23 protein-coding genes are annotated in these 25,270 nt (G+C 62.5%); 12 read left to right on the forward strand and 11 right to left on the reverse strand.

The features are described from left to right. Positions 1-37 precede the first annotated feature (37 nt). From M1R55_RS02640 to aspS, 4 genes are all read right to left on the reverse strand, one after another. The gene (locus M1R55_RS02640) at positions 38-829 is read right to left on the reverse strand and encodes a S9 family peptidase (RefSeq protein WP_249393206.1); all 792 of its coding nucleotides are present in this window, start codon (positions 827-829) and stop codon (positions 38-40) included. 404 nt (positions 830-1,233) lie between these two features. After that, positions 1,234-1,725 (reverse strand): hypothetical protein, encoded by a 492-nt coding sequence (locus M1R55_RS02645; RefSeq protein ID WP_249393207.1) that lies wholly within the window; start codon positions 1,723-1,725, stop codon positions 1,234-1,236. A gap of 43 nt (positions 1,726-1,768) precedes the next feature. Beyond that, positions 1,769-2,959 (reverse strand): sensor domain-containing diguanylate cyclase, encoded by a 1,191-nt coding sequence (locus tag M1R55_RS02650; RefSeq protein WP_249393208.1) that lies wholly within the window; start codon positions 2,957-2,959, stop codon positions 1,769-1,771. Between the two features lie 453 nt (positions 2,960-3,412). Then, the gene (gene aspS, locus M1R55_RS02655; protein WP_249393209.1) at positions 3,413-4,750 is read right to left on the reverse strand and encodes an aspartate--tRNA(Asn) ligase; all 1,338 of its coding nucleotides are present in this window, start codon (positions 4,748-4,750) and stop codon (positions 3,413-3,415) included. Between the two features lie 281 nt (positions 4,751-5,031). On the opposite strand from aspS, the gene M1R55_RS02660 reads away from it, so the two are divergent. The 5 genes from M1R55_RS02660 to M1R55_RS02680 all read left to right on the forward strand — a co-directional run bounded on the left by M1R55_RS02660 (position 5,032) and on the right by M1R55_RS02680 (position 9,693). Then, complete coding sequence (locus M1R55_RS02660) at positions 5,032-5,565, forward strand: TetR/AcrR family transcriptional regulator (protein WP_249393210.1); 534 nt, start codon at positions 5,032-5,034, stop codon at positions 5,563-5,565. Beyond that, on the forward strand, positions 5,553-6,848 hold the full coding sequence (locus M1R55_RS02665; RefSeq protein ID WP_249393211.1) for an MFS transporter: 1,296 nt from the start codon (positions 5,553-5,555) through the stop codon (positions 6,846-6,848). The genes M1R55_RS02660 and M1R55_RS02665 overlap by 13 nt, the downstream gene beginning before the upstream one ends. A 168-nt stretch (positions 6,849-7,016) precedes the next feature. Beyond that, positions 7,017-8,129, forward strand: a complete 1,113-nt coding sequence (locus M1R55_RS02670; protein ID WP_249393212.1) for a 3'(2'),5'-bisphosphate nucleotidase CysQ — start codon at positions 7,017-7,019, stop codon at positions 8,127-8,129. Between the two features lie 10 nt (positions 8,130-8,139). Further along, the gene (locus M1R55_RS02675; protein ID WP_249393213.1) at positions 8,140-8,733 is read left to right on the forward strand and encodes a GNAT family N-acetyltransferase; all 594 of its coding nucleotides are present in this window, start codon (positions 8,140-8,142) and stop codon (positions 8,731-8,733) included. Between the two features lie 36 nt (positions 8,734-8,769). Continuing rightward, entirely contained in the window at positions 8,770-9,693 is a 924-nt protein-coding gene (locus M1R55_RS02680) for a D-isomer specific 2-hydroxyacid dehydrogenase family protein (protein WP_249393214.1), read from the forward strand. A gap of 353 nt (positions 9,694-10,046) precedes the next feature. On the opposite strand, the gene mnmA is transcribed toward M1R55_RS02680, so the two are convergent. Both mnmA and M1R55_RS02690 read right to left on the reverse strand, forming a co-directional pair. Continuing rightward, complete coding sequence (gene mnmA / locus M1R55_RS02685) at positions 10,047-11,117, reverse strand: tRNA 2-thiouridine(34) synthase MnmA (RefSeq protein WP_249394105.1); 1,071 nt, start codon at positions 11,115-11,117, stop codon at positions 10,047-10,049. A gap of 255 nt (positions 11,118-11,372) precedes the next feature. Beyond that, entirely contained in the window at positions 11,373-13,256 is a 1,884-nt protein-coding gene (locus M1R55_RS02690) for an HD-GYP domain-containing protein (protein WP_249393215.1), read from the reverse strand. Between the two features lie 263 nt (positions 13,257-13,519). Here M1R55_RS02690 and lysA point away from each other — a divergent pair, with 263 nt between their 5' ends. Continuing rightward, a complete protein-coding gene (gene lysA / locus M1R55_RS02695; RefSeq protein WP_371827174.1) occupies positions 13,520-14,662 on the forward strand; it encodes a diaminopimelate decarboxylase in 1,143 nt (380 codons plus the stop codon). 468 nt (positions 14,663-15,130) lie between these two features. Then, entirely contained in the window at positions 15,131-15,724 is a 594-nt protein-coding gene (locus M1R55_RS02700) for a TetR/AcrR family transcriptional regulator (RefSeq protein WP_249393217.1), read from the forward strand. A gap of 25 nt (positions 15,725-15,749) precedes the next feature. On the opposite strand, the gene nth is transcribed toward M1R55_RS02700, so the two are convergent. Together nth and M1R55_RS02710 are read right to left on the reverse strand one after the other, a co-directional pair. Further along, positions 15,750-16,562, reverse strand: a complete 813-nt coding sequence (gene nth, locus M1R55_RS02705; protein WP_249393218.1) for an endonuclease III — start codon at positions 16,560-16,562, stop codon at positions 15,750-15,752. A gap of 78 nt (positions 16,563-16,640) precedes the next feature. Continuing rightward, positions 16,641-17,231, reverse strand: a complete 591-nt coding sequence (locus M1R55_RS02710) for a hypothetical protein (RefSeq protein ID WP_249393219.1) — start codon at positions 17,229-17,231, stop codon at positions 16,641-16,643. Between the two features lie 277 nt (positions 17,232-17,508). On the opposite strand from M1R55_RS02710, the gene M1R55_RS02715 reads away from it, so the two are divergent. From M1R55_RS02715 to M1R55_RS02730, 4 genes are all read left to right on the forward strand, one after another. Further along, positions 17,509-17,967 (forward strand): NUDIX domain-containing protein, encoded by a 459-nt coding sequence (locus tag M1R55_RS02715; protein WP_249393220.1) that lies wholly within the window; start codon positions 17,509-17,511, stop codon positions 17,965-17,967. Positions 17,968-18,006: 39 nt separating this feature from the next. Next, positions 18,007-19,287: an NAD(P)/FAD-dependent oxidoreductase gene (locus tag M1R55_RS02720; RefSeq protein ID WP_249393221.1), complete on the forward strand. Its 1,281-nt coding sequence runs from the start codon at positions 18,007-18,009 to the stop codon at positions 19,285-19,287. Positions 19,288-19,396: 109 nt separating this feature from the next. Further along, complete coding sequence (locus M1R55_RS02725) at positions 19,397-20,032, forward strand: VOC family protein (protein ID WP_249393222.1); 636 nt, start codon at positions 19,397-19,399, stop codon at positions 20,030-20,032. 127 nt (positions 20,033-20,159) lie between these two features. After that, positions 20,160-20,636 (forward strand): NUDIX domain-containing protein, encoded by a 477-nt coding sequence (locus M1R55_RS02730; RefSeq protein ID WP_249393223.1) that lies wholly within the window; start codon positions 20,160-20,162, stop codon positions 20,634-20,636. A 196-nt stretch (positions 20,637-20,832) separates the two neighbouring features. On the opposite strand, the gene M1R55_RS02735 is transcribed toward M1R55_RS02730, so the two are convergent. The 3 genes from M1R55_RS02735 to tdh all read right to left on the reverse strand — a co-directional run bounded on the left by M1R55_RS02735 (position 20,833) and on the right by tdh (position 24,675). Then, on the reverse strand, positions 20,833-21,831 hold the full coding sequence (locus M1R55_RS02735; protein ID WP_249393224.1) for a ribose-phosphate pyrophosphokinase: 999 nt from the start codon (positions 21,829-21,831) through the stop codon (positions 20,833-20,835). A gap of 320 nt (positions 21,832-22,151) precedes the next feature. Beyond that, positions 22,152-23,288, reverse strand: coding sequence for a molecular chaperone DnaJ (gene dnaJ, locus M1R55_RS02740; protein ID WP_249393225.1), 1,137 nt, complete (start codon positions 23,286-23,288; stop codon positions 22,152-22,154). Between the two features lie 361 nt (positions 23,289-23,649). Then, entirely contained in the window at positions 23,650-24,675 is a 1,026-nt protein-coding gene (gene tdh, locus M1R55_RS02745) for an L-threonine 3-dehydrogenase (RefSeq protein WP_249394106.1), read from the reverse strand. 382 nt (positions 24,676-25,057) lie between these two features. Between tdh and M1R55_RS02750 the strand changes: the two genes are divergently transcribed. Next, positions 25,058-25,219 (forward strand): hypothetical protein, encoded by a 162-nt coding sequence (locus M1R55_RS02750; protein ID WP_249393226.1) that lies wholly within the window; start codon positions 25,058-25,060, stop codon positions 25,217-25,219. Positions 25,220-25,270 lie beyond the last annotated feature (51 nt).

Below are 25,270 nucleotides of genomic sequence, written 5' to 3' on the forward strand. Positions count from 1 at the left end.
CTTAGATCCTTTGACACTAGGCCCTTAGACTTCTCTCTTACCCACCCGTCAAAAACCGCACTGTTTCCGTGTATAGCATTTCCGTGCTGCTGAAGCTCTCGAAGGTATGTGTGCCGCCGGGAATCGCCACCGCGTCGCAGCCGAGAGCCTGGGCATAGCGCACGCCAAATTCGGGCGGGCAGGTCTGGTCGGCGTCGCCGTGAAAGACGCGGGCCACGCCGCCGCCCCTGTTGGTGGCCCACGCATTGGCTGCCTCCAACGGCTTCAGGCGCGTGACTTCCAGCAAAAATTCCCGGCTGACGGGCCAGCCCCCATGATCGCTGACCACAGGCGGCACGAATCCGCCGCGCAGCATGGGCAACCAGAGTTCCGGCAGGGCGGGTGCCCACAGCGCCAAACGGTGCGGTTTTACTTGTGACGCAGCCAAAGACACCACGATGCCGCCCATGCTGAAGCCCAGCAACATCACGCGTTCGGGGTCGAGGCCGGGCTGGTGACGCATGTAATCGAAAGCCGCCTCCGTGTCCTGTACCTCGCGGGTCACGGTCATTTCGGAAAAGTCGCCCTGAGAAATGCCGCTGCCCCGGCAATCGAAATGCAGGCAGGCCACACCCCGCGCCGCCAGATGCCGCGCCAGCACAGGCAGCAAGCGGTGATCGCCGCCCTGATTGCCCGTGAAGCCGTGAACCAGTACCACCGAAGGCCACCCCTGCGCGGGCCTATCGCCACTGGATTCACTGGGACTGTGTTCATTAGGGATATGAAGCAGTCCGTAGAGGCGCTGGCCGTCAACCGAAAACTGTGCAAACTGCTCTTGGGCGGGAAGCATGGCGCAGATGCTAGAGCATTTGGCGCGGGCTGGGGCGGCTGGAGTGCGGGAAGGCTAAGGGTCTAGGGTCTGAGAGTCTAAGGAAGGGCGAAGGGCAATCGCTGGCCCTCACTCACCGCCACCCCATATCGCTCCGGCCCCTGTCCGTGTGAGGCCCCAAGGTGCGTGCAACGCGCGGGCCAATTCCATGTTCAAGACGACTGGCACTTCCGCTTGAAATGAACAATTCGGCCAGGTCTGGATGCGACAAGAGCAATCCTGCCTAGCGCAGCGCTGCTCCCCTTACCCGGTGGGGGACTTGCAAAGCTGCGGAGCAGAGGGGGCTGGTGGCTGGGGCGAAACTTGGGGGAAGACGAGAAAACTCGATTTTTCCGTTCTCCAGCCCAGAGGCCTAAGCCTCCCCTTCACCCATCCAGCCGGGCCCGCTGAGCCGCCAACTCAAAAGCCTCTGCCAGCGCATGCGGCACGACAAATCCAGCGTAAGCGTCCTCGTCACGCAGCCAGGGGCAGTAGCGAAAGCCCTGCGGCTCCAGCCAGGCGGCCAACGCTTCCGGTACGCCGTCGCCGGGGCTGGGGTTCCAGACAAAAATATCAGGGAGGCCGTGTATTTTGCACATCAACTGGGCCTGCCACTGCACCTCATTCGCCGCCTTCCAGTCCACCTGCATGACCAGCCACCACGCCGGAATACCATCAGTTTCGGCAGGGGCAGTCAGAGCCTCCATCAGCGCGTCGGCCCGCGCCCAGCGCAGTTGTTCGGGGGAAAAGGGCGCAGAGCCAATGTCATCCAGCAGGGTTTCGAGCGCGTGCACAAAGGCCCGGCGCACTGCCCAGCCTTCATCGGCAGAAAGTGGCATCAGGAGCAGATCTAGAAGGGCGGCCCAGTCGCTATTCATCCGCACCACTCAGGTATTCACAGCATTCAGGCATCCACAACATTCAGCCGACTTCTTCGCCCCACAAGGTCAGTGTGGGCGGCGAGAGCGTTCCGGGTTCGGCAAGAGCAGAGCGCTGCGCCACCACGACGCGGTTGCGGCCCTTCTGCTTGGCCTCGTACATGGCGGCGTCGGCCCGCGCCGTCAGCACCCGCAGATCGTCGCCGGGTTCGCAAGTTGCCACGCCCAGGCTGGCGGTCACCTGTCCGGCGGGCGGCTGGAGCGTGTTCTGCATCAGGCAGCGCACCCGTTCGGCCACTCGGGTGGCTCCTACCCTGTCAGTATCGGGCAGGGTGACCAGAAACTCTTCGCCCCCCCAGCGGCCCACGGTGTCGGAGTCGCGCAGAGCCGAACGCAGCAGGGCGGCGGTGTACATCAGCACGTCGTCTCCGACGTTGTGGCCGTAAGTGTCGTTAATCCTCTTGAAGTGATCGAGATCCAGCAAAATCACGCTGCCTGCCATGCCCTGTGAGGTAGCCACCAGCAAGGTTTCTACGGCAGGATAGAGGGCGCGGCGGTTGGGCAGCCCGGTCAGGGGGTCGGTATGGGCCAGATGGTACAGAGTCAGGCGCTCGCTGCGTTCCTGCAAAAACTGTGCCCGATACCATGCCAACCCGCTCAAGAGCATCAGAATTGCGCCGCAGGTGAGTTGAACGCGCAGCAGACTGGTGTTGGCACTCAGGCTGCCTTCTCCACGGGACACCAAAGCGGCCCAGGGAAACGCCACGCACAGCAGATAGCTCACGGCAGTCAACAGTGCGCCGCGGCGTGTATCAAAAATCAAAAAGGCCAGAATGGAGAGGGCCACCAACATCCAATATGTACTGCTGGACAGATCCAGAACCGACGCGCCGGGGGTCAGCACCGTCATCAGCGACTGCGCCAGCACTGCTACGACATTGAAGGTGAATACAACCTGTTCGGCCACCCGCAGCGGCCTTCCGCGTAGTACCCAGCCAGCCGCCCAAATGCACATGATCAGCAGCGGGGGATGGGCATACAGGATGTACTGATCTGGACTGGGGTGGCCGAGTTGTAAGACCCACACCATGAGCAGCACAGGAATACCGAAGGCCAGGGCCGCCAAATACACCCGCCGCCTCAGCTGTTGTGACCAAGACGTGCCGTTTTCTGCCACCTGCTCCGGCAAGGCAGTCAGGCGCAGTTGCTGACGACGCTCACGGCGATTGGTCATCCAGAATTCAGATTACACTCATACAACGCCATTGACTGTATAGAAACGCACCTGTTTAGTATGCAATTCTCGCAGCTAGAATTGCATGTTCAAAGCTCCACAGTTACCTCAGGCGTGAACGCACAGAAGGACAGACCTTTTCTTCACCTCTGTCCTTCTGAACACACAGATTGTCTGACCTTCTCAACCTTGACTTGATCGGTTCCTTCACGATGATTTAAGTAGGCCGAAGTTAATCTATAGATTGACCGAGCGAAAGCAATGCCGAAGAAAGCAGGTTGCACCGGAAACGCTCTATTCCCGATGGTGTCGCGGAAACGCAGAATGGTAAGTGCAACCTATTAGAAGAGATGATACTTAAAAATCCACTGGCCTAGAATCGTTTGAATACTTTTAGGCTCATTTAATTTAAACTTGCAAGCAGATGGCCCGGCAATTTTTGGTGGTCTGCGCTTAGGGCGTCAGGCGGTTGCGGTCGCGGGGGAAGGCGCGGGCATAGCGCACGTTACTGATGCCCAGCAGTTTGGCGGTCAGGCGCTCGGCTCCGATGGCAAAGCCGCCGTGTGGGGGCATGCCGAACTTGAACACTTCCGAGTAGCCGGTCATGGCATCGGGGTTCATTTTGTAGGCGCGAATAGAGTCCATCAGCATGGCGTGATCGTGAATACGCTGCCCGCCCGACGTGATTTCTATTCCCCGGAACAGCAAGTCGAAACCGCGTGTGATGTCAGGGCTGAGGCTGCCATCGGCGTTGATCTCGGCGTGCGCGTAAAAGGGCCGGGCGGCGCGGGGATACTTGGTCACGAACACAAAATCGCTGCCTTCCGTTTCGGCGTAATGCTGGCACAGCAGGCGCTCGGCTTCGGGGTCGAGGTCTTTGCCGCCGACAGCATGGCCGTACTTTTCGGTGACGAGGGCGCGGGCTTCCATCAGGGGAATGCGCGGAATGTGGACGGGTACTTCGGGAATGGTGGCTCCCAGCAGCGCGAATTCGGCGGCACAGGTGACCTTCAGGCGCTCCATCATGGCGGCCAGTACGCCGTTTTCCAGGTTCATTACGTCTTCTTCAGAGTCGATGAATCCCATTTCGACGTCGAGACTGAGGTACTCGTTGAGATGGCGACTGGTGGCATGTTCTTCGGCGCGGTACACGGGGGCCACCTCATACACGCGTTCGAAGACGCCCACCATGATCTGCTTGTAAAGCTGCGGGCTCTGGGCCAGATATGCCTGCTCGCCAAAGTAGTCCAGCTTAAACAGGTTCGCGCCGCCTTCTGCTCCCGCCGACACGATTTTGGGCGTGCTGATCTCAGTAAAGCCCTGTTCGCGCAGGTGGCTGTGGAAGGCAAAGACCAATTCCGCCTGCACCTTCAGCGCGGCCCGCTCGCGCAGCCCACGCACCGAGACGTAGCGGTAATCCAGCATCGTTTCGGGGTTCACGTTCCATTCCATCTTGGGAATTTCCAGCGGCGAGGCCTCTACGGCAGCCGTGATCACCGTAAACGTTTCCACCTGCACCTCGAACCCGCCAGGGGCTTTAGGGTGCGCCTTCACCTTGCCCACCACCTCCACCGAACTTTCGGGCAGAGGCAGGCTCAGGCCGCTGCCCACGCACTGCGTAATGCCCGACACGTCGCGCAGCACCACGAATTGCACGCCGCCGAGGTCGCGGCGGGCATGCACAAACCCTTGCAGGCGCACAGTCTGACCGTCAAATTGAGACAGGTTGCGGGTGAGGGTGCGGGGCAGACGGGCGGGGGCGGCAGTGGATTGGGCGGGTTCGGTGGTCATGGGTGCGGCTCCTTAATGGGGTGCATGGGCTAAAACTCTGTGTCCCTAAAAGAAACCCCCGACTCCGGCTGGGGAGTACGGGGGCGCGGCGTGCGGCGAGGCGTCCCCTACTGGGGATTGTCATTCACGTTGTTCTGGCGAACAAAGCGGGCACGGATCATGCCTGCGAGCATAGCGGGCGCGGGGGCCGGGGGTCAATGCGGAGGCTAGGCAGGCGAGAGCGGAAGCCCTCCTTACCAACCGTCTAGACGGTATGCTAATTTAGGTTAGAGGTATTCCAGATGACCCGGACACGCAACCCCGAACTAACCCGCATCACCCTGCTCGACGCCGCCGCCACCGTCCTTCAAGAAGTTGGGGCAGGCCTTTCGCTGGACGCCGTGGCAAAGGAAGCAGGCGTCAGCAAAGGCGGGCTGCTGCATCATTTTCCATCGCGTGAGGCATTGCTGAATGCGCTGGCACTGAGGCTCTTAGAGAAGTTTCGGGGGCGGGTGGCAGCGGCGCTGGAGGCAGAAATCACGGCGCACGGGCAACAGCCGGGAGCGTGGGCACGGGCCTACATCGCCGTCAGCTTTGACCCCAGCGCCGAGGAAGAAGCCATTTACGCGGTGATGCAGACGCTGGCCGTGCAACCGGATGTATTGGCCGCGTGGAAGGCCACCGAAGCCGAGCTGATGGCCGCCGCCGAAGCCGATGGCCTGCCACTGGGTCGCGCCCACGCCATCCGGTTGGCCTGCGACGGCCTGTGCCTGAGCCACGCGCCCGCCGCTTACCTCACCGCTGTGCAAGAGGAGTTGATTCGGTGGACACGCTGAATCCTGCCGCACAGCACCCAGACCCCGGCCCCGGCTGGCAGCGGCGATTCTGGGCCATTTTTGGCGGTCAGGCCCTTTCCATGATCGGCTCGGCCCTGACCCAATTCGTGCTGCTGTGGTGGATCACCGATACCACCGGCAGCACCTCGGCCCTAGCGACGGCAGGCATGGCCGCGCTGCTGCCGCAAGCCCTGCTGGGGCCACTCGGCGGCACCTTTGCAGACCGCTACAGCCGCCGCCTGATCATGATCGTGGCCGATACCGTCAGCGCCCTGTGCATGCTGGTGCTAATTTTTCTGTTTGCCACCGGGCGCATAGAGCTATGGCACGTCTACACCATGATGTTTGTTCGCAGCAGTATGCAGGCGTTTCAGGGGCCAGCGTCTGCGGCCAGCAGTTCTATGCTGGTACCAGGCGACTTTTTGCCGCGTGCAGCGGGCCTCAACCAGTCGCTGATGGGCATCATGACGGTGGCCGCCGCGCCGCTGGGCGCACTCGCCATCAGTGTCATGCCGCTTCAGGGCGCACTGCTCATCGATGTATTTACCGCCCTTCTAGGGATCGTGCCCCTGCTGATCTACAAGATTCCGCAGATTCGCACCCCCAAAGATCAGCGGTTGGGCGTCTGGAAGGAATTCCGCGAGGGCGTGTCGCTCGTGTGGAATCATCCGGGCTTGCGTCGCCTGTACGCGCTGCTGGCAGTGGTAGTACTCGCGATTATGCCCACATTTACCCTCACGCCCCTGTTGGTCAAGGAATATTTTGGCGGCGGCGCAGGTCAGGTGGCCCTGATGGAGGGGCTGTCGGGCATCGGTATGATCGTGGGTGGACTCTTGGTGGCGGCCCTGAATCCCAAGCGCCGGATTGCCACCGTGCTGATCGCGTTTGCGCTGTCGTGCCTTACGGTGGCGTTTACGGCCCTCGCCCCCGCCGACGCCTTTTGGCTGGCGATCGTGTGGTGGGTCATCAGCGGCGCGACCTTCGTGTACGGCAACGCCCCCATGACCGCCGCCCTGCAAACCATTATTCCCAACCAATTGCAGGGCCGCGCCCTCTCGCTGCTGTCTACGGTCATGGGCCTCGCCGCGCCCGTGGGCCTCGCGCTGGTGGGGCCGCTGGGATCGGCCATCGGCGTGCGCTGGGTCTTCGTGGTGGCGGGCGTGTTGGCCACACTCGCCAGCCTCGCCGGATTCCTCTCGCCCGCACTGATGCGGCTGGAAAGTACGCCGCTGGACGGGGGAAAGGGGGCGGGGACTGGGGATATGGTGAGCGGGGACGACTGAAGATTGTTGTCTGATGTTGTAGGTGAACTCCCCGTTGCTGACGCAACGCTCCCCCTCAAGGGGAGGACAGAACATCTTTTGCGCTCCCCTTTAAGGGGGACTGGCTACGAAGCAGACTGGGAGTTTACACGCGGCATCAACTCACCCGCCCCCCGCTATCCTGCCCGCATGCTCCCCACCCCACCCACTGAACTCCAACAAGAATTAGACACCGCCGTCAAGCTGGCGCGGGAGGCCGGGGCGCTGCTGCTCTCGCATCTGGCACGCGGCATTACCGTAGAACACAAAACCTCGGCAGAAGACACGGTAACGGCGGCAGACCGCGAGGCCTCGGCCCTGATCGTGGCGGGCCTGAAAGCAGCTTTTCCGGGTGACGGCCTGCTGAGCGAAGAAGAAACCGACACTCCAGAAAACCAAAGGGAGCGACTGGGGCGAGAGCGGGTGTGGATCGTTGATCCGATAGACGGCACCAACGATTTCATCAGGGGCAGCAGCGACTTCAGCGTCAGCATCGGCCTCGCGGTGGGCGGCGAGCCTATGCTGGGCGTGGTGTTCGCGCCTGCAAGCGGTGAACTGTTTGCGGGTGTGGCAGGCACGGGAGGAACAGGCACGGGCGTGACCAAAAACGGCGAGCGCATGGGCGTCGGCACCCGCAGCGGCGGCACAAATGACCCATTCGTCGTGGCGATTTCGGGCACGGAATACAAGCGCGAACTGCATCTGCACAATCTTCCCGGCATGAAACCCAGCGGCAGCATCGCGCTGAAGCTGGCCCGGATCGCGGCGGGCGAGGCAGACGCCACCTTCACCATGTCGCCGCGCAGTGAGTGGGACATCGCGGCGGGCCACGCGCTCTTGCGGGCATCGGGCGGGGAACTCCTGCGGCGCGACGGCCTCCCGATTCGCTACAACCAACCCAGCCCGCACATAGAGCAGGGCATAGTCGGTGGACAGCCTGACGCGCTTGTGTGGCTGACGGCAGAACTGGCCGCCCGCGCCCTGCCCACCGCGCATCTGGGGCTGGAAGAATCGGCGCTGGCGTGGGCCTCGCTGCCCCGTGCGGATCAGGCGGCGTTGGCGGGACATGGGGGCGTGAATGTGCGACATGCGGGCGGGCAAACGCTGGCCCTGTTGGTAGTCAATCCGGCCACGCGCACGGTAGAACGGGCCGAGGGCGACGCCTTTCACCTGTCACGCCTGACGCGTGACGTGGTGCGGGCGCTGGGGCCATTGGTGCCGGGGCCGCTAAATGAGCAACTGCAGGGGCCACACGGGGGCTAGACTACCGATCATGCCAGAGCAAGACCGACCAGAGCAAGGGCCGCAGCACGCCAGTAGGCGCGTGACGCTGCGGCCCCTGCTGGACTTTGGCGCGGGCGAGTGGCGCACCCTGCACAGCTTTTTTCGTGACCGGGAGTTGGCCGACTGGAACGATGCCAAACCCATCAAAATGCCCGAATGGCTGTTCCGTCGCGTGATGCAGGACGAAGAAAAAACTGGGGAACGCGCAGGCTTCGGCGTGCTGGATGAACATGGCACCCTGATCGGCAGCGCGGAACTGTACGACCTGCGTCCGCACCCGCCCAGCATTCCCACCGTCGCCACGTTGGGCGTCATGATCGGCGTGCAAGCACTTTGGGGGCAAGGGTACGGGCGTGAGGCGGTGGCGGCCCTCCTGCGCTGGGCTTTCGAGGAACGCAGCATTCCGCTTTCGCGGGTGCGCCTGACCACTTTCGGGCACAATCGCCGCGCCCAGCGTGCTTTTTTGGCGTGCGGTTTCCGCGAAATAGGGCGCAGCGAACGCCCAGAGCGCACCGACGTTCATATGGAAATTACCCGCCCAGAGTGGTTGAATTTGCCCGACAATCTGCCACTGCCCGAATGACCCTCTCCCTTCTCCACTCCCATCCGAGGTTGCCCCATGCGCGTTCTCTTGCCCGATCTGCCCGCTTTCCGTACCCTCACCCTGCCCGATGAACACGGCTTACCGGGCGTAGACCTCGACTTTTATTCCACCGCACACGTGCCGGACGGCCCCGCTGACGGCGTGGTGCTGTGGATGACTGGCCCGCACACCCGCGCCCGCTTGCTGGCGACGCCGGGGCTGGCATGGGCGCTGACCCTCACGGCGGGCATAGAGCATGTGCAGTCGCACTTGCCGGAAGGCGTGCAGCTGTACAACGCCAACCGCCTGCATGACCGGGCTGTGGCGGTGCATGCGGTGGCTGGAATGCTGGGTGCCGCACGCGGTTTCCACCGATTCCGAGACGCTCAGGCCCGCCGCGACTGGGCCTCGCCCGCCTTGCCCGACGATTCTGGCCTGACCACGTTGGACGGCCTGAAGGTGGCCATCTGGGGTCACGGCCACATCGGGCGAATTTTGGAGGGGATGCTGGAACCGTTTGGCGCACAGGTCACGGGAATTCGCAGCAGCACGCCGCCCGAAGAAAGGGACGCAACTTTAGCCGGGGCCGACTGGGTAGTCCTCCTGCTGCCCAGCACGCCTGACACGCGCGGCATTGTGAACGCCGACTTACTGGCCCGCCTGAAACCGGGGGCATGGATCAACAATCTGGGACGCGGCAACCTGATCGTTTCGGGTGATCTGCTGGCGGCCCTACAGTCCGGGCAGTTGGGCGGCGCGGTGCTGGACGTGACCGACCCCGAACCGCTGCCCAAAGACCACCCGCTGTGGGGGCAGCCCAACCTGATTCTGACGCCGCACATTGCCAGTACCACCGAAGACCTCGTGCCGCGCGGCGCTCGCCTCACCCGCGATTTTGTGCTGGACATGCTGAACGGGCGCGAGCCGGAAGGCAAGGTCACGGCGGGACGGCGGTATTAGGGTGGCCGCCCAGGCCATCGTTATTTATGTCGATGTAGATGAGACATTGGTCAGAAATTACGGCACGACTCGGATTCCTATGCCTGCAGTTATCCGGCATGTACGGGCACTCTTTGAGGAGGGGCGGAACTGTACTGCTGGAGTTCGGGCGGCGCTGAGTATGCCCGCCGGAGTGCTGCAGAGGTCGGGCTTCAAGACTGCTTTCGGGCGTTTTTGCCCAAGCCACAAGTCATGCTGGACGATCAACCGGTGGCCGACTGGCGCAGACTGGTCTACGTTCATCCAAACGGATGTGATGGGCGCAGTGTTGAAGACTACCGCCTCTCTCTGCGAACCCAACCCTAAAACCCAATTTAAGCAGGCAAACTAGGCAACGCCCGCGTATGATCGGCAATCAGACCGCCACCCAGCAGACGAGAACCGTCGTACAGCACGGCGCTTTGGCCGGGCGCGACCGCAAATTGCGGTTCGGCAAAGCGCAACTCGAAGCCCGTTTCATCGGCCCGGATGACGGTGGCCCGCACTGGCTTGGTGCGGTAGCGTACCTGTACATCCAGTTCGGTGGGCAGGTCGGCCAAGTCCAGCAGGTAATTGGGCGTTTCGGCCTTCAGGTCAGTCCACAGGCAATCCTCGTAATCGCCCACCCAGACGGTATTGGTGGCCGGGTCAAGGTGAACGATGTGGCGTACCCGGTGAGACTGGTATAGGCCCATGCCCTTCTTCTGACCCAGGGTGTAAAACTGCGTGCCCATGTGGTCGCCCACCACTTCACCGCTGCTGATTTCGCGGATAAATCCGCTGGCCTGCGGCAAATGTTCGGCCACAAAGTCCTGCACTTTGCCCGGTACAAAGCAGATGTTCTGGCTTTCGGGCTTGCGGGCGGTCAGCAGGCCGCGTTCTTCGGCAATCTCGCGCACACGGGGTTTTTCCAGTTCACCTACCGGAAACAAAATGTACGGCAAGGCGTCGCGGGGCGTTCCCCACAGGAAATAGGTCTGGTCTTTGCGGGGATCGTCGCCCCGGTGAAACTGCACCTCGCCGCCTTCAAGCTCCACGCGTTTCACGTAATGCCCCGTCGCCACGTAACGGCAGCCCAGCATCTTGGCCTTTTTCACCAGTTCGTCAAATTTGACTTTGGTGTTGCAGTTCACGCAGGGATTGGGCGTGCGGCCCTTGGCGTACTCTTCCAAAAAGGGGCCGACGATGTGCCGCTGAAACTGTTCGCGGTAGTCCAGCAGATAAAAAGGCACGCCCACCTGCTCAGCCACCCGCCGCGCCTCGTAGGCCGCGTCGGGCGAGCAACAGGTATCGAAAGTGTCTACGCGCTTGTCGTCGGGCCAGAAGCGCATCATCGCGCCCACCACCGAATATCCGGCGTCTTTGAGCAGGGCCGCCGTGACGCTGCTGTCCACGCCGCCCGACATGGCGCACAGCACACGCTCGCCCGCCGGAGCAACGCCCGCCGTGTCGCCCAGGTAGTGTTGGCCCAGATAATTCTGAACGACCGGAGCATCTGTCACCACAGAAGCGTCTGTCAAAGGGGTGGTGGGGGTGGAATTTGCCGCTGCCGTCATACCGCCCCGCAGATTAACAGGGTGCGGCGCAGAGAACCGTGAGCGCACCGGGAAAGCTTGCCACGCCTCTCCAGTCACGTTCTGGGACTGCCCCAGTGTTCGGTACTAAGCGCTGTGCTGAACAGAAATACTGGGTTGAACAGGGCTACCTGCACTTTGTCTTGGAGGCAAACGTCCAGCGGCGTGAGCAGCCAAAAAAGCGTCAACGATCTGGGGATCAAACTGGGTGCCGGAGCCGTCTTTCAGGTACTTCAGGGCCGCGTCCTCTGTCCAGGCCTGTTTGTAGGGCCGCACCGCCCGCAATGCGTCGTACACGTCCACCACGCTTACGATTCGGCCCGCCAGCGGGATCGCTTCGGCACGCTGACCCGCAGGGTATCCACCGCCGTCCCAACGCTCGTGGTGAGTGCGGGCGGCCGCCGCGGCCAACGGCAGAAACGGATGCTGTGGGCCTTCCAAAATTTCCGCACCGATAAAAGTATGGGTCTGAACCAGTTTGAATTCGGCGGGTGTCAGGCGTCCGGGTTTGAGCAATAGGGCGTCTGGCAAAGCGATTTTGCCGATGTCGTGCAGACGGGCGGCGACTTGCAACGCCTGCACGAAGCCTGGCGGCTCTCCCAATTCCTGTGCCACGCAGGCCGCCGCGTCGCCGACCCACTGGATGTGCGCCCGCGAATCCTGATCGCGGTATTCGGCCACCGTCGCCAGCCGCTCCAGCGTGTGTAGCTGCTCGCCCTGCAACGCTTCTTCACGCTGCTGCACCAATCGGGTCAGGGTTTCGGCCTCCAGGCGAGCGCTTTTGCTGGTCTGCTGGGCCTGCGCCACCTGAAACCGGGCCGTCATTTCTTCCAGCGCCTTGCCCGCCCCGTGTTGCAAGCGGGCACACAGCAGCCGAGTAAAAAGCTCCAACTGAATCAGCGCGGTCTGCACGTCTCCGACCTGCTGCGCGGCTCGGCTATATTGGCTGTGCAGGCGCATCCAGAGCGTATCGTCGAAGGGGATGGTTTCGGCCAGCATTAGGGCCTGACCAAAATACTGATGAACGCCTGTGCTTTCGCCCCGTAGGCCTGCCCCGCGCCCCAAAGCACACAGCCAACGCTGCTCGGTACTGGGATTGGAGTTCAGTTGCTGCGCTTCCGTCCATGCCCGCCAGTCTGCCCGCGCCCGACTGAGCAACGACTCCCGGCTGGGGTCACGTTCTTTCCGACCTTGTTCTACTTGAGCAGACTCCAGTTGATCGGCCTCCAGCACTGGCTCGGCCAATTCCAGCAGTCGCAGATGCACATGAAAACTGCGCTGCTGAAAGGCTTTATTGTCGGTGATATTGGGCAAATCCAGCAGTCGGGTCAACGCCTCCAGCCCCTGCTGGGCAAACTGGCGAACCTCTGCCGCTTGCCCCCGCAGCAGGGCGTACTCGGCCAGGTGCGCCGAGCTGGCCGCGCAACTCAGGTGGCCGTAAGCCCGGACTTTTTGCTGCACGTCCAGCGGTAGGCCCGACAGGTCGAGCGCCAGAATCTCCTGCCCTAACTCTAAACCTCGTTTTGGACGGTGAAACTCGTTGAACCTTATGCTGGAATTGTACAGCGCGTAGGCCAGTTCAGCGGCCCCGAGTTGTTGGGCCAGCACACACGCCTGACGGTGTTGCTCGGCAGATTGCGTCAGCAGCCCCAGGCGCAGGAAGGCAATGCCCAGAATGCCGTGAATCCGGCGCAAGGCCTGCAGAGGCGCAAACACCTGGCCCAAGCGCACGATTTCTGCGGCCTGCTCGGCCAGCCACCTGTTCTTGCTCAGCAGCACCGCCAACGGAATTTGCTGGGCCAGGGCCGCCCACTGCGCCGCCTCGTCAGACGTGCGCCGCGCCTCTACATACGCCAACTGCGCCAACTGAAATGAGGACTCAGGATGGCGCTCGCTCAACTCTCCGGCCAAATCAATCAGGTGAGTGGCGTGGGCCAAAGCGGGTTCCTGCGGCAGCACATCTCTAGGCATGTCTGTTTCCTAACCAGTTAAGTAGGCAATCGTTTTCTTATTTCCACTATGCCACAGTGGCCCCGAGTTCCCACCTGCCCCCCACAGGGGCGACCATAGGGCATACGGACTCTGTTCCACGTCTCTGATTCAGATGAACAGTCTAACCTCACCGCTTTCATGGGAATCCTCATGAGCAAGTGGCAGTGCACAGCAGCGATCCACACATGCACGGTCGTTGGCCTGTTTACACTGAAAGAACTGTGAGCCTCTCCCCTACTGCCCTGCCCATCCCATCCGATCATCTGCACCGCGCCGCCGACCAGTACGGTACGCCGCTATACCTGTACGCCGCCGCCGAACTGGACGCCGCCCTCCTGCGGGTGCGTTCGGCGTTTGGCGCGGCACGGGTGTATTACGCCATGAAAGCCAACCCCAACCTGACCCTCCTGCGGCGCTTGCATGCCGCGGGCGTGGGCTTTGAGTGCGTCAGCGCGGGCGAGATTGCGCGGGCCGAACGGGTGGGGGCGAGCGGCGAGAGCCTGCTGGTCAACGGCCCCGCCAAAAGTGACGCTGAATATGCGGCGGGCGCAAGGCTGGGAGCCACGTTCATTGTCGACCGGGCCGAAGAAGTGGATTTGCTGCCACCCCACTCGCGGGCACTGGTACGGGTGAATCCCGCGCTGGAAATCAGCACGCACGATCACCTCGCGACAGGTGCGGCGGGGAGCAAATTCGGCGTGACGCTGGCGCAAGCTCCGGTAGTGCTGCAAGCCTTGCGGAACGCGGACCACACGGCGTTGGGGCTGCATGTTCACATCGGCAGCGCCATTCGCAATGCGCAGGACTTCACGGCAGCCTTTGCGCGGCTGGCCGACCTGAGATCCGAAACTGGCCCACTGACCGTGCTGGATGCAGGCGGTGGCTGGGGCCTGAACGCCGACCTGCCCGGCATTGCGCGGGAAGCGCAGGCGGTGGCCGACGTGTTTGGAGCACAACTGTGGGTGGAACCGGGCCGTTACCTGGTGGCCCAGGCCGGAACGTTGCTGACGCGGGTGGTGGGAACCAAGCAAACCGGGCGAAACTTCGTGCTGGTAGACGCGGGCATGACTGAACTGCTGCGGCCCATGCTGTACGGCGCGGTGCATCCGGTGTCGGCGCTGTGGGAAGGAGAAGACAGTGGCACTTGGGACATTGCTGGGCCAGCCTGCGAAAGTGGCGACCTGCTGGCGCGGGACGTAACCATGCCCTCCCCCAAACGCGGCGACCTGCTGGCCATTCGTGAGGCCGGAGCGTATGGCGCAGGCATGAGCAGCAATTACCTGACCCGTTCCCGCCCCGCAGAAGTGCTGTGGGAAGGCGGCGAGCTAAAGCTGATGCGTCGGCGCGAAACGCCGGAAGACGTGTGGGCAGCGGAAGTGGAGTAGTTGATTCTGTGCGTGGGAAAGGCGTCTAAGGGGGCTTGGTCTCAGGGTCGAGGGTTTAAGGAAGGGCAATCGCTTCGCTCACTCACCCCCTCTGCTTCGCAGCTCTACGAGTCCCCAGCCCTCCCCCCTCAAGGGTGAGGGAGCTAAAACCCCGACACCGCCACCTCACCACGTTCCCGCTCAACTCCGTGTGAGGCCGTCATCCGCGCAGCGGGTGGGCCAATTCCAGTTCAAAGACGGCTGGCGATTCCGCTTCAGATGAGCGATCGAGCCGACTCAAAACGCGACAAGATGAATCCTCCTCAGCGGAGCGACCACTCCCCTGACCCCTTTGGGGCGGGGGCTGGGGGTGGGGGAATCCAACGTGGGACAAGCCAAACAAAATAACCCACACAACGCTGCGTCAGGCCAGAGCGTCAGCCGCCTGCGTCTGTGCCCTGTTTGGCCCCGCCCCGGTATGATGCAGCCGTGACCGCCCCGCACCCGCCGACGCCGCCCCTGCCCGACACCACCCGCACCCGAATTCAGACCGAGGCGGCGCGGCTGTTTGTGGCCAGCGGCTATCACGGCGTCAGCATGCGCGAGGTGGCCGAGGCGGTGGGCGTGACCAAGCCCGCGCTGTACCACCACTACGCCGACAAGGAAGCTCTGTTTTTAGCGATGCTGGACGGCACATTGGCAGGGTTGGGGCGGCTGGTGGCGCACGCGGGCCAGCAGCAAGGCATTCGGGCACAACTGGAAGTTTTGGTGAGTGATCTGGTCGCCAGTGCCCCAGCCCAGCGCGTAGGTCTGCAACTGGCGGGAGAACTCCGGCATGTGTCACCCGAACGCCGTGCCGCATTTGAGGGCGAATACCGCCGGGTGTGGATGGGCGGCCTGACCGCGCTGATAGAAACGGCTGCGGCACGCGGCGAACTCCGAGCCGACTTGCCCCCAGCGGTGCTGACGCGGGCGCTGTTAGCGCTGACCTATCCGCTGGTCACGGGTGCGCCACCTGCCGATCCACAGGGCACGGCGCGGGCGCTGCTGGGGGTGTATCTGGACGGAGCTGCACCGCACTAAAAATCAATTCGGACAATGCCTGTTTTTATTCAGCAGGCGTTTTTGCTCTGTTCGGGATCGCTTGATCTGGATTTGGACTCCCCGCCAAAAACACCCCCGCCGATGGGCAGAGGTCTTGCAGCACGCACTCGCCGCACAGTGGCCGCTGCGCCCGGCAGGTTTCGCGCCCATGACGGATGGACGACACATGAAAGCCGTAGCGGGAAGCCCAGTCGCGGGGCAGCACTTCATCGAACCAGCGCTCCACTTTGACGGCGTTCCAGCGGGCGGGAACCCACTCCAGCCGCGCCGCGACCCGGCCAATGTGGGTGTCTACGGGCATGGCAGGCCGCGCCAGATCGAACAGCAGCACGAGCGAAGCCGTTTTCATGCCCACCCCCGGCAACGATTCCAGCAGGGCGCGGGCTTCGGCGTCGTTCAGGTCGTGCGTGTCTTGCAGGCTCAGGGTGCCCCGCGTTTCTTCCAGTCTGTACAGCACATTATAAATGTAATCGGCCTTGACCCGCGCCAACCCGCCGCCCGCGCTCCGTAACACCCCCTCTATCCCGTCTGGGCCATCGGCCAATGCCGCTTCCCACTGCGGATAGCTGGCTTTCAGGGCTGCAAATTGCCGCCGCGCAATAATGCTCGTATTCTGCTGCGACAAGATGGTGCCGATCAAGGCATCCACAGGCTCAGGGCTGCGGCGCGGCGCGGGCAGCGTGGGCAAATAGCGTTCCCGCAAACGCCGCGCCACTTCCCCTAAATCGGCGGGCGGGGGCTGCTGCTCGGCAAGGGTAAGTTTGGGCAGTATGGATTTGGGCAGTGTGGATTTGGGCAAACGGGCGGCGGGCGGCACAGCCTAAGGTAAGAGGCGACCCGCCCCAAAAGTGTGCTGTTGGCCGGATTGAGCGGGCCAATGTAGATGAAAAAAGCTCTAACGGGCGCGGAAGATGGTGCTGTTGCCCGCCGCATCTATGGCCTGCACGTCGGCGTAAACGCCGCTTGTTTCGGCGTAAAACTGGACTCTGGGGCCGGGCGTGATGTTCAGGCGGTTGCCGTCTACGATAATCTGAACCACACGGGTATTGTCGGTGGCCACACCCGACACGCGAATCTGGTTGCCAGATCGCTCGAACTGCGCCACCTTGATAGCCGGATTCACCGCGTCCACGCTGATCGGCAGTACCAGCGTACTTTCGTTGCCCGCCGCGTCGGTGGCCTTGATCGTGAACTGACCTTTGCTGCCCTGCACCACCGTCTTAAACTGAAAATTGGCGATTTTACGGCTGTTGGCAGGGATGGGAATGGCCTTGCCGTCCACGCTCAGGCGCGTCACCCCTATATCGTCGAGCGCGTAGCCCTGCACCGTAAAATTGCGCTGGCGACTGACTCCGCCGCCGTCCGGACTGCTGATGACGATGCGGGGCTTGAAGGTATCCACCGTGCGGGCGCAACTGCTCAAAACGCTGCCCAGCGCCAATGGCAGGGCGGCAGCAATCAGCAGGCGGGCGGCAGAAGAACGCATGACGGCGAGTATACCGGGGCGGGGGCTGGACGGAGCGTGAACGTCTGAAGGGGGCTTTCGTCTAAGGGCCTAAAGGTCGAGGGTCTAAGGTGTTGTGGCGGATACGTGGCTGGGTGGCTTCTTTACAACCCAAAGGAAGAAGGCCCAGGCAAAGACGCCTCCGCCTTTCCTTAGACCCTTCGATCCTAGACCATTAGCCCAGCCCACACACGATCAAATCCAAGTTGTTCGTCTCGCCTTAGACGCTCCAGTGCCCTCCATCCCCCATCATGCTCCCATGACTCATCCTCCCCCCTTCAACCTCGTGGTTTGGCTGATGGTGCAGGACACTCAGGGGCGCGTGCTGCTGGGACGGCGCGACGGCACTGGCTACGGCGCGGGGTTGTGGGGATTACCGGGCGGACGTGTGGAACGTGGGGAAGCCCTGGCCGACGCTGCCACCCGCGAGGTCTGGGAGGAAATGGGGTTGCAAGTGAGCGCAGGCACTCTGGCCTTTACCGGAGTCAGTCGCTACGACGTGGGCGGCACACAGGGCAGCGATTTCTTGTTTGTGGCACGGGAATGGAGCGGAGAAGCCCTGCCACTGGAGCAGACCTCGGAAGTGGGTTGGTTCGATCCGGCCCATCTCCCCGCCGACAGTTTGCCCTGGCTGGCGGGCGTGCTGGCCGCGCATTTGCTGAATGGCTGTGTGCTGAGCGAGCAACTCGACAGCCTTGAAGGTGTGCAGCCGCGCTGAATTGCCTGTTCCCCCTAGCTTCTGCATTAGTCTGCCCCTATGCAAGATGTTTTGGTGATTGGGGCGGGCTTGGCGGGCCTCACGGCGGCGCGGGTACTGACGCGGGCGGGGCGGCGCGTGCGGGTGCTGGAAGCGGGGGCAGAAGTGGGCGGGCGGGTGCGTTCGCGCCAACTGGAGGGCTTTACGCTGGACGCCGGATTTCAGGTGTTGTTCACGTCTTATCCGGCGGTGCGGCGACACCTGAACCTGGACGCGCTTGACCTGATGCCGATTCCTCCGGCGGCGGTGGTACGGCGTGGGGCGCGGGCCGACGTGCTGGGCGACCCGATCCGCGACCCCGGCAGCCTGCTGTCCAGTGTGATCACGCGCGTGTTGCCACTCCCCGACAAACTGCGGGTGGCAAAACTGGCCGCGCAACTCCGCACACCCCCTGTTCACGCGCTGCTCAACGGCCCCGACGAATCTACGCAGGATTATCTGCGGCGGCAGGGCTTTTCAGAGGCGGCGCTTGACCGCTTCTTCCGCCCCTTCTTCGGCGGGGTATTCCTGCGGCGCGACCTGTCTACGTCGGCCCGGCTGTTCCGCTACTACTTCCGCATGCTGATGGACGGCCAAATTGCCGTGCCACGCGGAGGCATGGGCGCGATTCCGGCGCAGCTGGCGCAGGACTTGGATGTGACTCTGGGCGTGCGCGTGACCCGGCTGACGGCCCACTCCGAAATGATCAGTGTCGCCACGACGGCGGGCGATCTGGAGGCCCGACATGTGATCGTCGCCACCGATCCGAACACGGCCCAGACGCTCCTGGGCGGAGATACGGCACGCGGGAGCCTCAGCAGCGTGTATCTGCATTACGTCACGCCGCACGCCATTGACCCGCAACCCCGTCTGCTTCTGAATGCCGAAACAGGCTGGATCAACAACGCCCACTGGATCAGTCAGGCCGTGCCGGGCCGTGCGCCGGAAGGTCAACACCTGCTGATTGCTACCGTACTGGGCCGTCCTGATGACTCTGTGACCAAACTGTCCGACGCGGAACTGGATGCACAGGTGCGGGCAGAGTTGGCCGTCTGGTACGGCGAGGCCGACGCCCGCACCCTGCGCACGCTGCACATAGAGCGAATAGAACACGCCCAATATCCCCAGCCTGCCGGATACGCGGCCCATCTGCCCGGCCATGCCACGGCGCTCCCCGGCGTGCTACTGGCCTCCGAACTGACCTCTATGAGCGGCATTCAGGGCGCAATGGAAAGCGGCGAAAAGGCGGCAGCGATTGTGCTGGGCGACCTGGCAGGCATGAGCAGGCCAAGGGGGGCGTAGGGTCGGAAGTGGTGGGTGATTGGGCTTTGAAGAGATGGAGCAGGAGGGGATAGACGATTCTGGCCCAAGATTCCAGCCCTATGCTCTCTGCTTGTACTACTCTCACCCTATGTCCCTGCTCACTTCGGAACACATGAAGGCCGCCGCGCTAGACCATCTGGTCATCGCCGCCCGTACTCTGGCCGAGGGGCAGGCGTGGCTGGAGGGGCGTTTGGGAGTAAGCCTCGCACCCGGCGGCGAGCATGTTCAGTTCGGCACGCACAATGCGCTGCTGTCTCTGGGGCCGGACGCCTATTTGGAGGTCATCGCCATCAATCCCCACGCCCCCGCGCCTTCCCGCCCGCGCTGGTTTGGGCTGGACACCCCCGAACTGCGGCAGCGGTTAGAGGACAGCCCCGCGCTGATTCACTGGGTGGCGAGCGTGCCGACTTTGCTCCCCAGTCCAGAGGTTTTGGAATTGTCACGCGGCGAGAACCGTTGGGCGCTGACCGTGCCCGAAAGTGGCCGCTTACTAGGGGGCGGCATACAGCCCAGCCTGATCGTGTGGCACACGCCGCCCCCGCCTAAGCGTCTGCCAGATGTGGGGGTGCGCCTGTCCTCCCTACGTCTGGGCACGCCTGATCCAGACCAACTGCGTATCTGGCTGGACGCCCTGAACTTTGTAGGCGAAGTCGAAGTCTACGAAGCGCCCCAGCCGGAGTTGGAGGCGTTGCTGGAAACGCCGCACGGCTTGGTAACGCTGTGAGTGTGGAAGATTGCTCCCTCTCCCTTGAGGGGGGAGGGCTGGGGAGGGGGTGAGTGAGCGGAGCGATTGCCCTTCCTAGACCCTCAGACCCCAGGCCCTTAGACAAGGCACCCGGAGACTCCACCCTATGAAACTCTCCCCACCCGACGCTACTTTTTACACCCGCCCCCCGGCCATTCCAGAACGGGCCAGCGTGGGTGCAGTCGTGCTGAAGCGCAGTGATTCCGGCTGGCTTGTGGCCGTCGTTATCGAACCCGGCGACTATCCGCAACTACCCAAAGGTGGCGTAGAAGTGGGCGAAACCCATGGGCAGGCGCTGATGCGGGAACTGCGCGAGGAAGCAGGCCTGCACACCGTACGCGTGGTGGCCGATCTGGGCACACTGGAACGCCTGAATTACGCCCGCACCCGCTGGCAAGTCACCCGCTACAGCCTCGGCGTCACGGGTGAAGTGGGCCAGCCGCCGCTGGAACCCGGTTTCCGGCTGGAATGGCATCCGTTGAACACGGTTCCGGCCCTGTTCTGGCCGGAGCAAACGCAGCTGGTAGAGAAGGTCAGAGGGGCACTGGCACAGGGAGAATACGATTTGGAAGCTGGAATGTAGTACGTGGATCGTGAAAAGGGAAACCCCAAACCACGATCCACCTCCCATTCGAGTTCCGTCCAATATGGCCATCCTCGGAAGACCATCACTGGCGGCTCCATTTCCCGGAATCCAGATTTGTTCCCACTCTGCTTCGCAGCTCTTTGAGGCCTTCCAGTCGGCTTGAAGCGCCAAACGACAGCACTTTCAATCGGAATTACTCGAACAGCGTACTCACGCTCTCCCCGCTGTGAATATTGGCAATCGCGTTGGCAAACAGCGGCGCAACGTCCAGTACGGCCAACTTGCCGCCTGCGGCCAAGATCTTGCTCTCGGGCACCAGCACCGTGTTGGTACTCGCCACCTGTGTCACGTCCAGCGCGGCGATTCGCTCTATGGCGGGGCCAGTGTATACGCCGTGCGTTACGGCCACGTACACGTCTTTTGCACCCATATTGCGGCAGATATTCACCGTTTCCACAAGGCTTCCCGCCGTGCTGATCTCGTCGTCCACGATGAATACGGTTTTGCCTTCCACTTCACCGATCAGGGCGCGGGGCCGGACTTCGGTGTCGCTGATGCGCTCTTTGTCGATCATGGCGAGGCCGGAATCGAGGCGGCGGGCAATCTGGGACGCCCGCTTGATGCTGCCTGCGTCGGGAGCCAAGACCACGCCTTCGTGTGCGTTGGGCACGCAGCTTTTAAAGTGCTGCGTCAGCACGATATCCGCCGACAGATGATCCACAGGCACTTTGAAAAACCCGTGCACCTGCGGCGAGTGCAGCGTCATCATCAGGATTCGGTCTGCACCCGCTTCCTGAAGCAAGTCGGCCACCAGACGGCCTGCAATCGAAATGCGGGGGCTGTCTTTCTTGTCGCTGCGGGCATAGCTGTAATACGGAATCACGGCGGTCACGCGGCCTGCGCTGGCGCTTTTGGCGGCGTCGATCATCAGCATCAGTTCCATAATCGCGTCGCTGACGGGCGTGCTGAAGGTCTGGATGATGAACACGTCGCCTTCTCGCAGCGATTCCTCGTAATGCACGATGATGTTGTCGTTGGTGAATTTCTCGGTTTTGCTGTTGCCCAGCGGCACGCCGAGGTTGTCGCAGATGGCCTGTGCCAGCGGGCGATTGCTCTGGCCTGCAAAGACGAGGAGCGGCGCACGGTGGCTTCTGGCAATACGGTCAGAGTGGGTGGATCGGAGCAGAGACACGGTGAAATCCTCCAAAAACGGGGAAAGTGGGAGCGGGGAAGTTGCAGAGCTTTTCGCAGGCAGCATAGCGTGAGTGGCCGGTCGGGGCCGTCCGTCGCTGCGTGACAGGGCTAGAAATGAGGGTGGGCGGCCTACGGAACGTGGATCGTGGACAGGGAAAACATCCCCAACCACGATCCACTTCCTCTACTCCCGGCTTCCGTCCCTTGCCTTTGCGTCAGCTTCCGCAACAACATGGCCGGTCAACTCGATTCTGGAACCCATCTTCTTTTCCATCCGCCCCGCTCAACTTCAACAGAACACCGTTATCCAGGCGGAATTTACTCGCCTCTAAAAATCTTCCCTACCTTGTCAAAAAACCCTTCCGGCTTGTCGTTCACTTCGTCGCCTACAGCGCGGGCATAGGCCAGCAGCGCTTCGCGGGCTTCGGGGGTCAGTTGGGCGGGCTTGGGCACCTGCACGTCGTATTCCACGATCAGGTCGCCGCTGCCCGCACCCTGCAAGCGCGGCAGCCCTTGCCCACGCAGGCGGTAAAGTTCGCCGTGTTGCGTGCCTGCCTTGACCTCCACGTTCTGGGGGCCGTCCAGCGTGGGCACGGTAATGTATCCACCCAGCGCGGCCTTGGCAAACCCGATGCGCGAGGTGTAGATCAGGTGTTCCTGCTCGCGGCGCAACTCGGCGTGGCGCTCCATTTCTATGTGTACGTAGAGGTCGCCGTTGCCCCCCGGCCCCTCGTTCCCCATGCCCGACACCCGAATGCGGTAGCCCTCGTCGATGCCGCGTGGCAGTTTCACCTTCACGGTTTCGGCCTTCAGTGTACGGCCCCGGCCCCGGCAAACTGTGCAAGGGTCTTCGATCAGCACGCCTTCGCCCCGGCAGGTGGGACAGGGCTGCTGGGTGTCTACCACGCCAAAAATAGTGCGAGCCTGTGCCCGAACTGCGCCCTGTCCCTTGCAGGTGGTGCAGGTTTTGGGCGGCTTGCCCCCCGGCTCGCTGCGGTTGCCCTGACAGTGCTCGCAGGTGGTCAGCCGGTCTACAGCCACCTCGATCTCATCGCCCGCCCGTGCCTGAAGCAGCGTCACGTGCGCTTCGGTTTCCAGGTCGTCGCCGCGTGCAGGCCCACGCCGCCCGCCGCGCCCGCCCACTGCGCCGCCAAACAACTGCTCGAAAATGTCCATCGGATCAAAACCAGCGCCGCCCATGCCGCCGAAGGGGTCGCCTCCGGGCATGCCGGTGCTGGGCGCACTGCCGAAGCGGTCATAGTGGGCCCGCTTTTCGCCGTCAGACAACACGGCGTAGGCCTCGTTGATGCGGGCAAACTGCTCGGCAGCGCCTGCTTCCTTGTTGCGATCCGGATGAAATTTGAGCGCCAGCTTGCGGTAGGCACTCTTGATCTCGTCTGGGGCGGCGGTGCGGGCCACGCCCAGCAGTTCGTAATAGTCTGTTTGTCCGGTCATATCAGTGTCTCTTGGCCTCTTGGTAGGTGCGCTGGGGCGGGATGAATAGGATTCAGAGCCAGCGCCACAGCACCAGCATTTAGCCCATAGGTTAACATGACCACACTCAGAAAAAGTGGGCTAGGGGTGTTGGGGGTCTGGCTGGATGGCGTGCACATGTCACCATCACTCACATGGCGTCTGCTGCTAGGCCATCTCCCTACACTTCCTACATCGGAAATTTGACCCTATCCTCTGCGGACTGCACATAGGCCAGCCGAAACTCCCTTTGAGTCTGCTCCGACGGTTGTCGAGCCTGCTCAAAGCTGGAGACTCCGGTTATCCGTGGGGCAGTTACGCGTCGAATGTCGTTCATCCCAACTCACCAATCCAAAATCACCTTGCCACTCTGCCCGCTTAGCATGGCGTCGAAGCCTTGCTGGAAGTCGTCTATGCCGAAGCGGTGCGTCAGAATAGGCGTCAGATCCAGACCCGACTGAATCAGGGCGGCCATCTTGTACCACGTCTCGAACATTTCGCGCCCGTAGATGCCCTTGATGGTCAGCATCTTAAAGATCACGGCGTTCCAGTCGATGTCCACGCGGCCCGCCGGAATACCCAGCAGCGCGATTTTGCCGCCGTTGTTCATCACGCTCACCATCTGGGCAAAAGCCGGACTGCTGCCGCTCATTTCCAGGCCCACGTCAAAGCCTTCAGTCATACCCAGTTCGGAGGTCGCTACCGTCCAGAGGTCTTCGCGGGCCACATTCACGGCCCGCGTCGCGCCCATTTGGAGGGCCAGTTCCAGGCGGTAGTCGTTGATGTCTGTGACCACGACTTGCCGCGCTCCGGCGTGTTTGGCAACGGCGGCGGCCATCACACCAATCGGCCCCGCGCCCGTGATCAGCACGTCTTCGCCCACCAGATCAAAGCTGAGGGCCGTATGCACGGCGTTGCCAAACGGGTCGAATACTGCCGCCACTTCATCCGAAATATCGTCGGGAATTTTGAAGGCGTTGAAGGCAGGCAACACCAGATATTCGGCAAAGCTGCCCGGACGGTTCACGCCCACGCCCAGCGTATTGCGGCACAGATGGCGGCGTCCTGCACGGCAATTCCGGCAGTGTCCGCAGGTCACGTGGCCCTCACCACTGACCCGGTCACCCACCGTGAAGCCGCGCACCTCGCTGCCCATGCCCGTCACCACGCCCACGTATTCGTGCCCCACCACCATCGGCACGGGGATGGTGTGCTGTGCCCACTCGTCCCACTTGTAAATGTGAACGTCGGTGCCGCAAATGCTGCTCTTTTTGATGCGGATCAGCAGGTCATTGAGGCCGGGGGTCGGCACATCGGTTTCGATCATCCAGATGCCTTCGCGGGCATGTTGCTTGCTCAGCGCCCGCATGGTGCGCGGCGTTTGGGTATCGGGGGTGGTTTCGGGCGCAGAGTTAGGAGGCACAGGAGAGAGGGTCACGGCAACGGTTCTACTCCCCCCAAGCAGGGGGCGCAATGGAGGCCTTCACCGTTGGCCGGAATAGCGGGCCAGAGTTCTTTGCTGCCAAGTACGGCACACTTGACATTGCGCGTTTCCAGAACAGCATCGGAACCGCTCCGCAAGCGGCTCTCTGAGTCCATTCCCAGTGCACCGTACTTTCTTCGTTTCTCGCTCCGCTCGGTCAAGCTAAAGCTTTACCGCGAGGTACTGAGGTGCAAACCGCCCATTTGTCAACGCTGTCTCAAGCCCCGGTGTGGCCCCCCGGTCATGTGGGGCGCGTAGGCTGTATGGCATGATCAAATTCCGCCGCCAGAATGCCCTGACCCCCGAAAAAGACGCCGAAGTGAACATCAACCTCGTGCCCCTGCTGTTCTTTGTGGTGGGTTATGTGGCTGTTCGTGCCTTGCTGCACACCGTTCAGACGGTCACTCCTGACCAAGACGCCGCCGAATAAGGCTTTACCCCCAAATAGTGCCCCCAGTCCGGCGAGGGCGGTGTGATGACC

Source organism: Deinococcus sp. QL22 (genome assembly GCF_023370075.1).
GTDB lineage: Bacteria > Deinococcota > Deinococci > Deinococcales > Deinococcaceae > Deinococcus.